Origin of the sequence: Mucilaginibacter sp. (assembly GCF_965200995.1) — a bacterium.
Classification (GTDB): Bacteria; Bacteroidota; Bacteroidia; order Sphingobacteriales; family Sphingobacteriaceae; genus Mucilaginibacter.
Window position 1 is genome coordinate 2431834 of the sequence record NZ_OZ241743.1, and the last position, 16147, is coordinate 2447980.

A 16147-nucleotide genomic window follows, 5' to 3' on the forward strand; every position below is an offset into this window, starting at 1 on the left:
AGCTGATGTACCCCATCTTCGCATCATGATGAAACAGATTAGTATCCCCTGGTTCCCGTTCTGCGGACAGGAGTGCTGTACCTCCCTGACCAGTTCAGCAAAGGGTAAAAAAGTGTAAACCCAAAGTTTACACTTTTAAAAAAATATTCTGTCTAAAAATTTGATATTCAGCTTGTTGCAAAAAAGCAGGGTTTACACTTTTTACAACTTTTAGTTGTGCCGATTACCGGCTTTATTTACCTCCTGTTTTCATGTCCGCAGGATGGAAAAGATAGGTTTTCAGCTGAAAATTTCCCGAACAGTTACGGCGTTAGAACCAACTGCATGAATACCAGATCCAGCCATCGGCCAAACTTAAAACCTACTTCTTTAAAGTGGGCCACCTGCTCGAAACCGAAGCGGCGGTGGAGGTGCAGGCTGGCTGTGTTTTCGCTGTCAATACCGGCAATCAGTACATGAATACCGTTTTGCTGCGCCAGTTTAATAATGCGCTGCAACAGCAGTTTGCTGATGCCCATGCCGCGTGCATCCTGGTGTACATATACCGAGTGCTCGGCCGTATAGCGGTAGCAGGGCCAGGCGCGAAAGTTGCCGTAGGCCGCAAAGCCGGCAACCCTGCCTTCATGTTCAGCCACCAATAACGGGAAGCCGGCCTCGCTGCGCTCGTTAAACCAGGCGGTGCGCATAGCCAGGGTGTGCGGCTGCTCACTGTATACTGCAGTAGTATTCAATATCACATCATTATAAATGTCCAGCACCTGCGGAAGGTCTGCAATGGTCATAGGTCTGATGATGATCTTGGTGGTATGCATAGCGAAAATTTTGTAGCCGCGAAGGTAAATAAAAAACGCCCTGTACAGGTACAGGGCGTTCAGTTGATATAAGGTGTTGATTTTAGAAGCTATAACGTAAACCAAACTGCATTTGCCAGCGTGAGGCAAAGAAATCTTTAGAGTAGCTGGTTGTATTTGCCTGGTTGAAGCTGTACACCGGGTTGGTGGTAGCTGTACCTGCGGTAACCTGCGTTAAGCCTACGCTTGAGGTAGAGTTAAACGTGTTTGGCGAGAAGTACTGAATACCCCAGTTCTTGTTCAGCAGGTTGGTAAAGTTGATAATGTCATACGTAAAGGTAATGGTATGTGCCGCCTTGCCGTTTTTAAGGATGTTAAACTCCTGAGAGAAACGGAAGTCGCCCTGATAGTTCCAGGGGGTACGGGCACCGTTACGCTCGGTAAAGTTACCGCGGCGGCTGCTCAGGTATTTGTTGCCATCAATATAAGCATCAAAGGCTGCTGCCTGGGCAATACCAGCTGGTGTTGCAGCAAATAAGCTTTGCGTTTCGCCGGTTTTAGGAATATAAGCCAAACTTACAGTTTGGGCGGTACCATCAATTGTGGTATTTACAAAGCCTAATGAATATGGCGTGCCTGATTGTGCATTAAAGAACACAGCAAAGTTTGAGATCCATTTGTTAGCCTTGTTCCAGTTTAAACGGTAGTTAATAGTAGATACAATACGGCTGCGGATATCGAAGTTAGAGTAAGCCAGGTCCGGGTTGTTCGGGTTCAGGGCCTGGTTCAACTGCCAGTTAGATTCCATGGAGTTACGGATACCGTTGGTAATGTCCTTTGAGCGGCCATAAGTGTAAGCTACACTTGCATCCAGCCCGAACGGAAAGCTTTTTGCTACCTGAGCGGTAATGCTGTAACGGTAACCTTTATCGGTATTGGTTAACAGGTAAGCATTGGTATACAGCGGGTTGATGGCTTGCGTAGTTGCTGCCGGGTTAGCGGTAGTAGGGGCGGCCACGGGGCGGTAGATGGGCTGTTGCTTGTTTACATCATATGGATAATAAATAGCATTATCCACCAGATTAATGTGCTTAAACTGCAAATCGTGGATTACTTTGGTATAGATACCTTCCACGGTAAAGCGCCACTGGTCGTCGGTTTTATAATCAACGGCTAAGCTGCTTCTCCAGGCCTGCGGCATTTTAAAGTTGTTGTCAATTAAATCCACCTGGGTAGCACCTGCGGCGTTGTTTACGTTTACGCCCTGTTTTTGGGCAAAGCCGGCTTCGCCGGTACCGGTTAAGGCATCGCGGATGGGATCGCTACCGGCAGCAGGGGTAGCAGGTGTAGTGCCGGTGTAGGTATAGCGTCTGTCGAAAGCGCCATAGGTAGCACCGTTGTTATAGTAGGCATAACCTAACCAGGCAAACGGAATACGGCCGGTAAAGATACCTGTACCACCGCGAACGATTAAGCTTTGGTTGCCGTTTACGTCGTAGTTAAAGCCTAAACGTGGCGAGAACTGTATCTGGCCTAAAAAGTCGTTTCTGATTTCGTCTGGCTTAGTATAGGTATAAGTAGTGCCATAGCGTGGGTCAACAGGAGCGCCTGTGGTTTTTACGCTCAATGGCTGTTTGTTCGGCATGTCTGCCAGGTCTAAACGCAGTCCCGGTGTAATCTTCAGGTTGTCGCCTACCTGAATTTCGTCCTGGCCATATAAGCTAAATAAGTTTACCTTAAACTGCGCCGGCGGGTTGGCAATAATGTTATCGCGGGTGTTATCAGCATAGTTGTAATTTGTACGAACGCGGCTTGGCTGATTGGCTAAAAATGCGGCTACACTCGGATAAGCTACACGGCCGTTCCAGCTGTTTACAAAGCCGTAATTGATGTTATAAAACTCATTGTGCGTACCGAAAGTGAAGGTATGGTTGTTTTTAACCAACGTAAAGTTGTCGGTAAACTCAAATGTTTTCTGCTTCATATCAAAGATGCTGGCCTCACGGTCGGTACCTAAAAAGATGGTGCCACCGTTTGATGCAATCTCGATTTGAGGAATAGCCGGATTTGAAATAGGGCTGCGGAAGTCATGAATATCAGAATAACCTAAAATTAAGCTGTTGGATGCACTGTTGTTAAAGCGGCTCTTCAATTCGGCAACAGTAGAGTTTTGGTTATTGGTCTGTTTGTAATCGATACTGCCAAAACGGAAGTTCTGCTGGTCACGCTCCAGGTTAGTAGCCTGTGAGGTGATGGTATTGTTACGGATAGATAACTGGTGCTTATCGCTGATGTTCCAGTCTAAACGGTTAAAGAACTTGTTTGAGCGTGAATAGATATTGTAATTATCATAGCTGCCTGCATTCAGTCCGTAATTGTTTTGCATGTAATTACTGATTTGTACGGCTTGATCGCGGCTGATGATCGGCATATCGGCAGAGCCTGCGGCCAAAATTACAGGATCCTGACGGCGGGTGATTTCCTCATTGGTAAAAAAGAACAATTTGTTTTTAACAATAGGAAAGCCTAAACGGAAACCGGTTTGATATTCATGGAACGAAGAAGGCAGTTTAGAGTTATCGCCAGCCTTATTACGGCCGGTAATGCTGGCGTTGCGGCCAAAGGCATAAACCGAGCCGCTTACTGTATTGCTGCCGCTGCGTGTTACGGCATTGATACTGCCTCCTAAAAAGTTACCAATCTTCACATCATAAGGGGCCAGGTAAACCTGGATGTCCTGAACAGCATCAATTGATACCGGGTTGGTGCGGGTACTGCTGCCCGGCTGGCCCGAAGTACCGCCCTGGCCTCCTGATGAGGGGCTGAAACCAATAGCGTCATTGTTAATAGCGCCATCAAGCGTTACGTTATTATAACGAAAGTTGGTGCCAAGAAAAGAGTTGTTGCTGCTTTGCGGCGTAGTACGGGTAAAATCCTGCAAACTGCGGCTGATAGAAGGTAATCTTCTTAATTGCGCCTGATTGATGCGGGTAGTGGAACCGGTACGGGTAGGGCCGGCGCTGGCGGTTACTTTTACTTCTTTTAATGAAGTTGCTTCGTCTGTTAGTATAAAATTATAGGTAACACTGCCCAAGCCAAGGGTAATATCGTTATTGTCGTTTCTTTTAAAGCCTACATACGTAGCGCTAATGGTGTAAGGGCCACCGGCAGAAACGTTGGCAACGGTATAACGGCCCTCGGCGTTGGTTTGTGTGCCGTAACGGGTGTTGGTACCGGTGTTTAAAATGGTAATGGTTACACCGGGCAAGGTAGCGCCCTTGCTGTCAATAACCCGGCCGGTTACAGTGGCCGTGGTAATTTGTGCACTGGCCGAATAGCCAATAAGTGTAAGCGTTAAAATAGAAAGCAAAAAGTATAGCTTCTTCATCTGTGATCTGTTTGGTCACAAAGGTTGGGCTATTATGTTAAGTATATGTTAAGCCTGTATTATCATTAGATTGAATACTTAACATTAACTATAAGGTAAACTATTGCTGCTGAGGCTTTTTGTTCAATAAAGTATATACCTCCCATATAGGCGCAGCCAATAGTAATTTCCCTTTATCTGTTACTGTTTCCCCGTTACCTGTAAACGCAAGCGCAATGGCCGAAACCAAAAAAAGCGATCCGCAGATTGCCCATAACGGCGGTCCGCTTAGTACCTGCCAGGCAGATAGTTGTACGACCCCATAAGCGCATACCAACAGGAAGAATAGAATCAGATACGATACGGTGGGCGCCAGCCGCAGATAAAAATAGATCATAAAGGCCAGCAGGAAGGAGGCCCAGTTAAAAAAGCCGTTATACGTGCCTAAAAAGCCTAAATGCGGAAAGGGTATTGCCCATAGTAAACCAAACAGGCCGAATAAAAACAAGGGAATAGCAACCAGGTGCAGTGTGCGTGCCGGTTGCTGCTGAGCAGTTTGATTATACAGCAGGTAGTAATCATCAGCGCTGAATGCAGTGTTTGCAGGGAATTTATTTAACTTTTGCGGTTGTATGCCTTTGTTGGGGTTTGCCATATGTAAATGAAACAAAGCAAGTTTATTGCTAATAATATATCCCTCATGCGTCATTGCGAGGAACGAAGCAATCCTCAGTATACAGCGTGACTCTGCACGGCCGAGGATTGCTTCGTACCTCGCAATGACGTGGGATGGTATGCAAAGTAATCACTAAAAATATTTAATCACTTATCAGAATGCTTTTCATCAAATGAAAAAGCCCCCTTGCTTAACGCAAGAGGGCTTTAATATAGTTTCGGGTTACTTTGCAAATGCTACCGAACGGGTTTCGCGGATTACCGTTACCTTGATCTGGCCCGGGTAGGTCATTTCGGTTTGTATACGGTTGGAAATGTCAGCCGCCAGTATTTCAGACTGCGCATCGCTTATTTTCTCACTCTCTACTACCACGCGCAGCTCGCGGCCGGCTTGTATAGCGAAGGTTTTTTCAACACCCGGATAAGACAAGGCCAGCTCTTCCAGCTCCTTTAAACGCCTGATGTAGCTTTCTACCACCTCGCGGCGCGCACCGGGGCGTGCGCCCGAAATGGCATCGCAAGCCTGAATGATAGGCGAGATCATTGAGGTCATCTCAATCTCGTCGTGGTGAGCGCCAATGGCATTACATACTTCGGGGTTTTCCTTATATTTTTCGGCTAACTGCATACCCAGAATGGCGTGCGGCAGTTCGGGGTTATCATCAGGTACCTTGCCAATATCATGTAACAGGCCGGCACGTTTAGCCAGTTTTACGTTCAGGCCCAATTCTGCCGCCATGGTAGCGCAAAAGTTGGCCACCTCGCGCGAGTGCTGTAGCAGGTTCTGGCCGTAGGATGAGCGGTAACGCATGCGGCCCACCATACGGATCAGCTCCGGGTGCAGGCCATGTATGCCCAGATCTATTACCGTGCGCTCGCCAATCTCCACAATCTCTTCATCAATTTGCTTGCGGGTTTTGGCTACCACCTCTTCAATACGGGCAGGGTGTATACGGCCGTCAGTTACCAGGCGGTGCATGGCCAGGCGGGCAATCTCGCGCCGTACCGGGTCAAAGCCCGAAAGTATGATGGCTTCCGGCGTGTCATCTACAATAATTTCAATACCGGTGGCCGCTTCCAGCGCACGGATGTTCCGGCCTTCGCGCCCGATAATGCGGCCCTTTATTTCGTCGTTCTCGATGTTAAAGATAGATACCGTATTTTCAATGGCGCTCTCGGTCGCGGTACGCTGTATGGTTTGGATTACTACCTTTTTAGCTTCTTTGGTGGCCGTTAGCTTGGCTTCGTCCACAATGTCTTTAATCTGCATCATGGCCTTGCTGCGGGCTTCCTCGCGCAGGTTATCCACCAGCTGGTTTTTGGCTTCCTCGGCGCTCAGCCCGGCAATAGCTTCCAGTTGCTGAATGTGCTGCTGTTTCAGTTGCTCTACTTCTTCCTGCTTTTTTTCCGCTTCTTCCTGTTTTTTTACAGCAGCCTCGGTTTGGCGCTCCAGGTTTTTGCGCGTATTGTCCAGCTCCTGATCTTTACGGTTGGCGCTCTCCAGCTTCGAATTTAATGATTGCTCTTTCTGCTTCAAACTGTTCTCGCGCTGGTTAATGCCATTGTTACGGGAGTTTACTTCCTGTTCATGTTCAGTTTTAAGCTGCAAAAAACGTTCTTTGGCTTCCAGCGCTTTGTTCTTCTTTAAAATTTCAGCGTTGTTCTCCGCGTCCTTCAGTATCTTTTTTACCTTGGTTTGCGCAGCTGCTTCCTGCTCTTTAAAGAGCTTGCGCAGTAAATAGCGGCCAATCACGATGCCGATGATGGCGCCGATGAGCAGGCCGATGATGATGTACAATAGTGTGTTCATAAATTGGTTATATATAAAAAAACCGCTAACTAAATCTCAAGTGTCTGTATTGAAAACTGCTTTACAGGGCAGCTATAAGGCATGGTGTTTACTAAACCCCGTAAACACAACTATACCCTGCACTACCCTCAAGCATCAGCTTTTAATTAGTGAAACTTAAAATCCGGCCGCGGCAAAATCTTAATTGCTCGTTAATATAAAGAACGATCCGTTACTTTGAAAAAAATTCGGTCAGCAAATCATCCAGCTGATACACTTTCTCCGCTATCTCCGTGTCTTCTGTAGTTACCTTGCGCTCGTTTTTAAGCGAGGTAGTAGCATAATGCAGTACACACATGGATAGCAGGTCCTGCTTGTCTTTAACTGCGTAATTTTCCTGGTATTCCTTTACCCGGTCATTAATCAGTTTAGCTGCCCTGCGTATAATTTCTTCCTCTTCCGTGCTTACTTTTAAAGGGTAAACGCGGTCGGCTATGTTTATTTTTATGGAGATTTCTCCCATCTGAGCTTGTTCACTTATTTGCATTACTTTTTAAGCAATACAATACACTTATCAATTTCCCGCACAAATTCGTTAATTTTTTGCTTGATGTCAAGGCTTTTTTCATTTGTGCCCGAAATTGATTTGGCCAGTTTCAATACACGAAGCTTTTCCTCCAGCTCCGTTGTCTTCTTTTTACTGGTTTCCAGCGCCACCGTTAACGACTGGTTTTCCAGTTTCAGCAAGTCGTTTTCCTCCTGCAGCACATAATACATGGCAATTAACCTCTCGGTTTTATCGGCTACTTTGGCTAACTGTTCAGCTACGGATGGCATTTTATAAAAGTCAAAATTTAAAATTCAAAAGTAAAAAAGCTTTAGTCAGGAATATTTTAATTGATTACTTTCTTATCTCCGCCCCGGCCTCTTTACCCAGGTTATAAATCAGTTTCTGCATTACGCCGTCGATGGTTTTATCCGTCAGCGTCTTTTCTTCATCCTGCAAAATAAAACTGAGGGCGTATGATTTTTTGCCGGCAGGCAGTTTATCACCCTGGTATACATCAAATACATTGATCTCTTTTAATAACTTGCGCTCAGTTTTGCGGGCAATCTGCTTTAACTGCTCAAAGGTGACCGGCGTATCCACCAGCATCGATAAATCGCGGCGAACGGCCGGGAACTTAGATACCTCTTTGTAAGTGATCACGTTCCTGCTTACCAGTTGCAGCAATAAATCAAAGTTAAAGCTGGCATAAAATACTTCCTGGCTTACATCCGCCAGTTTAAGGGCAGCAGGCGCTACGGCGCCAAATTCTACCAGGGCTTTGCCGCCGCGATGCTGGTATTGCAGGCCATAGCTCAGCTCGTGATTTAATACCTCATCCACACTGTATTCTGTTATATTAAGGCGGCTCAATAAGCCATCTACAATAGCTTTAAGCTGGTAGAAAGTTACCGGTGAAGCTTTTTGATTCCATTGTTCCGGCTGGCCAGCGCCGGTAATGAATACTGATATCCGGTTTTGCTCCTGGTACTCGTTGTTGCTGTAGCTGTATATTTTGCCAAACTCATACAGCTTTAAGTCGGCGCTGCGGCGGTTTTGGTTGTAGGCAATGGCTTCCAGCCCCGAATACAGCAGGGTTTGGCGCATTATATCCAGATCGCTGCTCAGCGGGTTCAGAATTTTAACTGCCTGATCTAAACTTGCGGCATAATTTGAACTGGTGAGGGAGTTGCACAACAACTCATTAAAACCGTTGGCCGAAAGCATATCGGCAATGGCATTGTATATGGTATCCTTCTCGGGCCGTTTGGCGGTATTCAGCGAAGCGCGTATCTGGGTAGGGATGGCAATGTTGTTGTACCCGTAAATGCGCAGCACTTCTTCAATCACATCCACTTCGCGTGTTACATCTACCCGGTAAGGCGGCACCCGCAGGCTCAAGCCTTCGGCGGTTTCGTTCACTATCTCAATGTCCAGCGCCTCAATAATGGCTTTAATTTCCTCATGCTGAATATCAGCCCCAATCAGCCGCAGGGTATTGCGGTAAGTGAGATCAACGGCAAACGGCTCAGCCGGGTTAGGATAGAGGTCTGAAACTTGTGAACTGATGGTACCACCGGCAACCTCCTGAATGAGCAAGGCTGCACGTTTAAGCGCATATACCGTAATGTCAGGGTCGGTGCCCCGTTCAAAACGGAAAGAAGCATCGGTTTTTACCCCGTGCCGCTTGGAAGTTTTACGGATGGATACCGGGTTGAAACAGGCGCTTTCTAAAAATACGTTAATTGTGCTTTCTGTAACGCCAGAATCGGCCCCGCCGAACACACCGGCAATGCACATAGGCGCATTGGCATTGCAAATCATCAGATCATCAGCATCCAGCGTGCGCTCAGCATTATCTAAGGTGGTGAATTTTGTACCGGGTAAGCCGGTTTTCACCACTACCTTTTCGCCGGTAATAGCTGCGGCATCAAAGGCGTGCAGGGGCTGGCCCAGTTCGTGCAGTACGTAATTGGTTACGTCTACTATATTATTAATAGCACGTACCCCAATAACCGCCAGCTTCTCTTTAAGCCACTTGGGCGATTCGGTTACCTTTACGCCCGAAATGGTAACGCTGCTATAGCGCCGGCAGGCCTGTTGGTTTTCTACTTCAACCGGTATTACCAAATCTTCGCTGTCAACCTTAAATGCCGAAACATCAGGCCGGTTAAGCTTGCTTTTTAAAAAGGCGGCAATATCACGTGCGGTACCCAGGTGCGAGGTGGCATCCGCCCGGTTAGGGGTAAGGCCGATCTCGAACAGGTAATCATCATTCAGCTGAAAATAATCTTTAACCAGCGTGCCCACCTGGGCATCAGCATCCAGTTCCATAATGCCGGCATGAGATTCGCCCAGGCCGATCTCATCTTCGGAGCAGATCATTCCTTCCGATACCTCGCCGCGGATTTTAGATTTGTTGATTGTAAACGGCTCGCCTTGCGTAGGGTATACGGTAGTGCCTGCGGTAGCTACCACTACCTTTTGCCCGGCGGCCACATTGGGCGCACCGCATACAATCTGCAGTTCTTCGGGGCCGCCAACATCTACTTTGGTTACCCGCAAACGGTCGGCATTAGGGTGCTGTCCGGCCTGCTTTACGTAGCCAATAACCAGCCCTTCCAGCCCGCCGGGTATAGCCTGCACTTTGTCAAGTGATTCTACTTCCAGGCCGATGCCGGTCAGTATCTGCGATAATTGTTCAGGCGTTTTATCGGTGGTAATAAATTCTTTAAGCCAGTTATACGAAATTTTCATTTATGCGGATGATAACCCGGCAAAGATAACTTTTTTGAAGGGAGTGCGAAAGCCGGACAGCCCGAATTAGCAGCAGCAGGGGATGCCGCCACAAGTGTCAGGGAAATCAGTAATTAAAAATACCGCCGGCCTGTAATGCTTAAGTAATTCCGGCACCCCATCGTCAGCAGTGCTGCAACAGCAGAAGTACAGGTTAAACCCAAACGTGTACTTAGCCGGTGAGCTGCTGTAACAAGGTTGATACTGACCTGATTTTCGATTCCCGGGCATTTGATAATTACAGCAACGTATCACCCAGGCGTAACCCGTTTTCAGCTCCACGCCTCCGGGCAGGCATAAAAAACCAGAGTGAATAACGCCGGTAAGATGTACAACTAATGGTTGTAAATAGTGTAAACTTTGGTTTTTTTTAAAATGATGAATATCAGAAGTTTAAGTGCGATGTTTTAGAAAAAGTGTAAACTTTAGGTTTACACTTTTTTTGAACTGATGAGAGGGTATAGCACCCCTATCCGGAAGGCAGGAATCAGGTGATATTAAACCTGTTTCATTGTAATGCGAAGCGGAGCACATCAGCTGAAAAACCTTCTGAACAATGATGGCGAAGCTGCCAGCCCCTGTATGGTACACACCGGGGCATATACAATGGCTGTAATTTTGTGCAGGGTTTGCGCAAGCGCACAACAATTATCATTACCGGCTTTAAAAAGCAGTATTTTATTATTATGCTTGCATAGCAGATGAAACAGCAGGAAACGATAGATTACTTTTTGAAAATAGTATGGCAAACCATGGCCAACCGGTATAACCAGTTGGTGGTAGAGCACGGTATTACCCAATCTATCGGTTATCTGCTCATTAACATTGATGAAAAGGAGGGAACAACCGTATCCAGGGCGGCTGCGTTGCTGGGGTTGAAATCTACCAGTTTGTCGCGCATGTTAAGTCAGTTAGAGCAAATGGGGCTTATTTACCGCGAATCTAACCAGGGGGATAAACGCTCGGTAAAGATATACCTTACAGAAACGGGCCGCGAGAAGCGGCGAATGGCACGAAGGGTAGTAAAGGCGTTTAACAATTACCTGAACGATCACATCAGTGAAAAGGATAAAAACTACCTCACCGCTATGCTTAAAAAGCTGAACCAGCTTACTTTGGATTATGTACCCGAAGAGCAGGACTGAAATTTTAAAAGCCGTTATCATTAAACCCTCATAACGGCGTTATAGCAGCAGTGCTGTGTACATTTATGTGTTAAAAAATGTTAAGCTGCTGGTTTTGATAGATAAAACAATAAATTTGCCGTTTCAAAAAAAGTTGATGCTCAGGCTGCTGTTGATAATCGGGTTAAGTGCAATGCTGTTTGCCGGCTGTAAAAAAGACGGCAACGTTGCCAACCAGGTAAAGCAGCAGGCTGCCATTGATGACCAGATTTTGCAGAATTACATTACAACGAACAAGCTTCAGGGTACTTTTGGAAAGGCAGTAGGCGACAGTACCGGATTATGGTATACCACAATTCCTCAAGGTACCAATTCGGCCCTGTACTCCACCTCAACGCTGGTAACGGTAGGCTATACCGGCAAAGTGCTGAATGCTGATACCACATTTATTAAAACCGATAATTTTCACCCCTCGTTCAGGCTGTCGGAAATGATCAAGGGCTGGAGTTTAAGTCTGCTTAAATCCAGGTGCGATAAGGGTAAAACCATCCGCATACTGATGGCGTCGCGCTATGCTTACGGGCCTTATGAACAACCTTCGCTGCATTTGCCGGCCAACTCCATACTTGATTTTCAGATTACCGTTTACGACGTTGTTAACTAAGCATAATGAAAAATAATATATACGTACTGTTTTTACTGATTACTGCCGGGCTGGCCTCGTGCCGTAAAGATAAAACGCAGCAAACCATTAAGGAATATGATGATGAGCAGATCAGAAACTATATTTCGGCAAATGGCTTAACCAACATGAAGCGCGATGTAACCGGCGGCGATACATCGGGCATTTATTACGAAATACTTGGCCAGGGCACCGGCCCGGCGGTTGACGCCACTACCTTAATTAATACCACCTATACCATAAAAACCTTGGACGGTTCATTCTCGCAGGTAGATAGTATTGTAAACCATAACTATTCTTATGCAGGCCAATATTTTATTTTTGGTGCACTTGCGCCTGAAGGTGTAAGACTGGCCATGACCAACCTGGTAAAAAGGCAGGGTACACGCTTGCATATATTAGTGCCTTCGCGGCTGGCCTTTGGCCGTAGCGGCGGCCTGATTGCCGGCAGCATCAGAATTGGCGGTAACAAGCCCCTGGATATGTATATCAATGTAGTTAATAATGTAGCTGTTGACCAGCAGGGCACCCGTTATGCTAACAACATAAATACGTATGATGCTATCAGTATTCAAAAATACATCGCTGCCAATAACCTTACCGGCTTTACACCGGTTACGGTTACTTCCTCAGCAGCCAACAAAGGGGTAACCTTTTATTACAAAGTGCGCACCCCCGGCACCGGTACCGTGGCCATCAATGAAAGCTCGGTGGTTACCTTTGAGTATCGTGGTACGCTGCTGAACGGCACTGTAGTATTTCCGGCAAACTATTCAGCTACAGGAACACAATCTGCAAGCGCAACCTATTACATGAGTAATCCGGGTAATCCTAATGATCAAACTGTGGGATTACGCGAAGCCCTGCTGTTAGCTAAAGTTACAGGTACTGAGTTTACCATTATTGTACCTTCCAGGCTGGCTTATGGTTTAACCGGTTACAGCACCTATCCGTCACATAGCTGTTTAATGTTTGATGCTACGGTAAATACGGTTGTTAACTAAAAACAAGAAATAATATCAGCATACATAAACCAAACAGGCCGCAGTAATAGTATTGCGGCCTGTTTGGTTTATGTACTTATTTTGCCACTGCGGCCCGGTATTCCTTCAATGCGCGTTCCTTGCCTTCGCGGTTATCAACCATCGGAGCGGGGTATTTATCTGCATCATCATACTCGGGCACCCATTGCTTTATATATTCCTTCTTCGGGTCGAATTTTTTGAGCTGTGCTTCCGGGTTAAATATCCTGAAGTAGGGCATCACATCAGTACCCGAGCCGGCTACCCACTGCCAGCTGCCTATATTGGTAGAGGCTTCGTAATCCAGCAGTCTTCGGGCAAAATAATGTTCGCCCCAGCGCCAGTCTACTAACAGGTGTTTTACTAAAAAGCTGGCGGTTACCATGCGTACCCGGTTGTGCATAAAGCCGGTGGCGTTCAGTTCCCGCATACCGGCATCTACCAGCGGGTAGCCGGTTTCGCCCCTGCACCAGGCTTCATATTCCTTTTCGTTATTACGCCAATTGATATGATCATATTTAGGCCGGTAAGCTTTGGTTTGCGTTTCTGGAAAATGATCGAGCGCCATCATATAAAATTCGCGCCACACCAGTTCGCCCAGCCAGGTTTGCTCTTTTTCAAAGGCCCTGCGGGCACAATCCCTGATGCTGACGGTGCCAAAACGCAAATGCAGGCCAATATGCGAGGTGCCCTTCTTGGCCGGGTAATCACGGTTTTTGGCGTAGTCTTCTATAATATCCTCATATTCATCCTTTGGAAACTCCAGTTCACTTTTTACAAACCCCATTTCTTTTAAGGTGATTACATGCAGCGGACGGGTTTGTGCCAGGTTATTAAAGTACTTCCCGGTAGGGTAGGCTTTAAGGTGAAAGGGCTTTAAGGTTTTAAACCAGCGTTTTTTATAAGGTGTAAATACGGTGTAGGGCTTACCATCATCTTTAACCACTTCGCTGCGGTCAAAAATCATCTGGTCTTTATAATCATTAAAGGGGATACCTTTTTCTGAGAGCTTTGCCGCAATGGCTGTATCGCGGTTTTTGGCGTAAGGTTCATAATCGCGGTTGGTATATACGGCCGCTACAGGGTACTCCTTCAATAGTTCATCCCACACCTGGGCCGGCTTGCCATATTTAATAATGATACTGCTGCCCTGCTGCTGCAGTTCATCGCGCATCTTTTCAACGCTGTTGTAAATAAAAGTTAAGCGGGCATCGTCCTTATCTTCCAGCTCATCCAGTATTTCGCGGTCAAAAATAAAAAGGGGCAGTACCGGGTGTTCGCCTTTTAAGGCATGGTAAAGTGCGGCATTATCGTGCAGCCGTAAATCGCGCCGGAACCAGCAAATACTTACCGGTGTTTTTTTATCCATATAATTGTTGTAATGCTTCCTCAACCTTAGGGTATTTAAAGGTATGGTTTAAGCTATGCAATGCCTGGGGCACGGCACGGGTGCTGCCCAATACCACCGCACTCATCTCACCAAAAATAAGTTTTAATATAAAAGCCGGTACTGCGGGCAGCCATAACGGCTTCTTTAACTGCCTGGCCACCCTGTTGGTAAGTGTCCAGTTAGTTACCGGCTCAGGCGCCGACATATTAAATACCCCCTGTATATTCATATCATTTACCGCCATTATATATAAGTCTGTCACATCCTGCAAATGAATCCAGGGAATCCACTGGCGGCCGTTACCTAAAGGAGCGCCTAAACCTAATTTAATAGGCCTGGCCAATTCAGGCAGGGCTCCGCCTTCTGTGCTCAATACAACGCCTGTACGATATTTTACCACCCGCAAGCCTAAGGCTTTTCCCTCGTCAACGGCGGCTTCCCACTTTACGCAGCAGGCGCCTAAAAAATCATGCGCCGGTGCGCTCTGCTCCGTAAGTATCTTATCGCCCCGGTTGCTGTAATAGCCGGTAGCTGATGCGGAGATCACCGACTTTACCTGGTGCGATTTGCGTTGTAACAGATCATAAATCAGCCGGATCGAATCCACCCGGCTGCTGATGATTTCATTTTTGCGCTGATCCGTCCAGCGACGGTCTGCAATCCCTGCCCCTGCTAAATGTATAATGGTGGTTACACCATCAACGCACCGCTCATCAATTTCTTTGGTATTGATGTTCCATAGAAACGTTGTGATGTGAGGATCACCACCGGGTTTCCGGCTTAAATGGCTTACCTGGTGCCCCTGATTTAACAGGGCCTCACTTAGGTGCTTGCCAATAAGCCCGCTACCGCCTGTAATCAGTATATGTTGCTTTTGCATTACAGAAATGGAAACCCGGAGACCGGAGGTTAGTTTGCTGCCGGCTGTTGTATTTTATTGCCCGACTGTTGCAGCGCGTCGCGGTAAAAAAGGCAGCTGCGGCCAATAATGCGGGTAATGCTGTCATCATAGGCAATGCTGTCGCTTTCCAGGTTTTCAATCAAACTCTGCGCAGCCGGAAAACTGATGGGCGTAAGGTAATTAAGCCAGTAGGTAGACAGCTGCTTTGATACCATGGGTACGGTTACAATGCGCACCCGCTTATGCTTACATACCTCGGCATAAGCTATAATCATCTCCTTTACGGTAAGTACCTCGGGGCCGCCTATGGTATACACTGTGTTGTAAGTTGATTTATTAAGCAGGCAGGCTTCCATGTAACCAATTACATCATCAACGGCTATGGGCTGTATCTTAGCATTTGCCCAGTTTTTGGCAATCACAATGGGGTTGTGTTCGGTAAGGCCGTTCAGCATTTCAGAAACAATGCTGTGGGGGCCAATCACCAGCGAGGAGCGCAAAACCGTTAACGAAGGGCTGCCCCTGTACAAAATGTCTTCTACATGCCGGCGCGAGCGGCTGGCATCTGTTTCTTCTGAATCAATATCACTTACCGAAATAATGTGCTGGCAGCGCGTTTCATTAATGTACTTAACAAAGTTTTCGGCGGTTAAGGCCTCAAGCCCTGCAAAGGCCGAAGTTTGTGTAAGCGAATTGCTTAGGTAGTAGGCCGCATCAATATCAACAGGTAGAGGAGGCATATTGCGTGTACGCAATAAATCGCCGGTAATCAGGGTCACCTGATCGGCCAGCAGGTTCTGCTTTCTGAATAATTTCTCATCACGCACAAGGCACAGCACTTCATATCCTTTCTGTAATAACACCGGGATGAGATGATTGCCTAAATAACTGCCTGCACCTGTGAGCAAAACTTTCATACACTAACAGCAACAATAAAAAGGCCTGTGCTGTTTTAGAAACCGGCCTTAAAACCTAAACCGATGTAGCGGCGGTAGTTAAGAAAGGTATCAAATTCTTTATAATACCGCTTTATATAAGAAGTCTTTGTATCCAACAGATAAGA

At 46.7% G+C, this 16147-nt stretch carries 13 protein-coding genes; 3 read left to right on the forward strand and 10 right to left on the reverse strand.

What is annotated here, in order from left to right; translation table 11 throughout:
- Positions 1–302 precede the first annotated feature (302 nt).
- The 7 genes from ACY652_RS11435 to pheT form a co-directional block, all read right to left on the reverse strand.
- Positions 303–917, reverse strand: coding sequence for an N-acetyltransferase family protein (locus tag ACY652_RS11435; RefSeq protein ID WP_462264504.1), 615 nt, complete (start codon positions 915–917; stop codon positions 303–305).
- Entirely contained in the window at positions 895–4179 is a 3285-nt protein-coding gene (locus tag ACY652_RS11440; protein WP_462264505.1) for a TonB-dependent receptor, read from the reverse strand. Before ACY652_RS11440 ends, ACY652_RS11435 begins: the two co-directional genes overlap by 23 nt.
- A 100-nt stretch (positions 4180–4279) precedes the next feature.
- Positions 4280–4813 carry a DUF962 domain-containing protein gene (locus ACY652_RS11445; RefSeq protein WP_462264506.1) on the reverse strand — a complete coding sequence of 178 codons (534 nt, stop codon included), beginning with the start codon at positions 4811–4813 and terminating at the stop codon, positions 4280–4282.
- Positions 4814–5056: 243 nt separating this feature from the next.
- Complete coding sequence (gene rny, locus ACY652_RS11450; protein WP_462264507.1) at positions 5057–6643, reverse strand: ribonuclease Y; 1587 nt, start codon at positions 6641–6643, stop codon at positions 5057–5059.
- Between the two features lie 211 nt (positions 6644–6854).
- On the reverse strand, positions 6855–7145 hold the full coding sequence (locus ACY652_RS11455) for a cell division protein ZapA (RefSeq protein WP_462268252.1): 291 nt from the start codon (positions 7143–7145) through the stop codon (positions 6855–6857).
- A 23-nt stretch (positions 7146–7168) separates the two neighbouring features.
- On the reverse strand, positions 7169–7459 hold the full coding sequence (locus ACY652_RS11460) for a hypothetical protein (protein ID WP_462264508.1): 291 nt from the start codon (positions 7457–7459) through the stop codon (positions 7169–7171).
- 64 nt (positions 7460–7523) lie between these two features.
- Complete coding sequence (pheT, locus tag ACY652_RS11465) at positions 7524–9926, reverse strand: phenylalanine--tRNA ligase subunit beta (RefSeq protein WP_462264509.1); 2403 nt, start codon at positions 9924–9926, stop codon at positions 7524–7526.
- A gap of 740 nt (positions 9927–10666) precedes the next feature.
- Between pheT and ACY652_RS11470 the strand changes: the two genes are divergently transcribed.
- The 3 genes from ACY652_RS11470 (at position 10667) to ACY652_RS11480 (ending at position 12775) form a co-directional block, all read left to right on the forward strand.
- Entirely contained in the window at positions 10667–11110 is a 444-nt protein-coding gene (locus ACY652_RS11470; protein WP_462264510.1) for a MarR family winged helix-turn-helix transcriptional regulator, read from the forward strand.
- A gap of 136 nt (positions 11111–11246) precedes the next feature.
- The gene (locus tag ACY652_RS11475) at positions 11247–11753 is read left to right on the forward strand and encodes an FKBP-type peptidyl-prolyl cis-trans isomerase (RefSeq protein WP_462264511.1); all 507 of its coding nucleotides are present in this window, start codon (positions 11247–11249) and stop codon (positions 11751–11753) included.
- Between the two features lie 5 nt (positions 11754–11758).
- Positions 11759–12775 carry an FKBP-type peptidyl-prolyl cis-trans isomerase gene (locus tag ACY652_RS11480; RefSeq protein ID WP_462264512.1) on the forward strand — a complete coding sequence of 339 codons (1017 nt, stop codon included), beginning with the start codon at positions 11759–11761 and terminating at the stop codon, positions 12773–12775.
- A 76-nt stretch (positions 12776–12851) separates the two neighbouring features.
- Here ACY652_RS11480 and ACY652_RS11485 read toward each other — a convergent pair whose 3' ends face one another.
- From ACY652_RS11485 to ACY652_RS11495, 3 genes are read right to left on the reverse strand one after another with little or no spacing between them, the layout of a single operon-like run.
- On the reverse strand, positions 12852–14162 hold the full coding sequence (locus ACY652_RS11485) for a cryptochrome/photolyase family protein (RefSeq protein ID WP_462264513.1): 1311 nt from the start codon (positions 14160–14162) through the stop codon (positions 12852–12854).
- Positions 14155–15063: a TIGR01777 family oxidoreductase gene (locus ACY652_RS11490; RefSeq protein ID WP_462264514.1), complete on the reverse strand. Its 909-nt coding sequence runs from the start codon at positions 15061–15063 to the stop codon at positions 14155–14157. The genes ACY652_RS11485 and ACY652_RS11490 overlap by 8 nt, the downstream gene beginning before the upstream one ends.
- 29 nt (positions 15064–15092) lie before the next feature.
- Complete coding sequence (locus tag ACY652_RS11495) at positions 15093–16001, reverse strand: NAD-dependent epimerase/dehydratase family protein (protein WP_462264515.1); 909 nt, start codon at positions 15999–16001, stop codon at positions 15093–15095.
- Between the last annotated feature and the right edge of the window lie 146 nt (positions 16002–16147).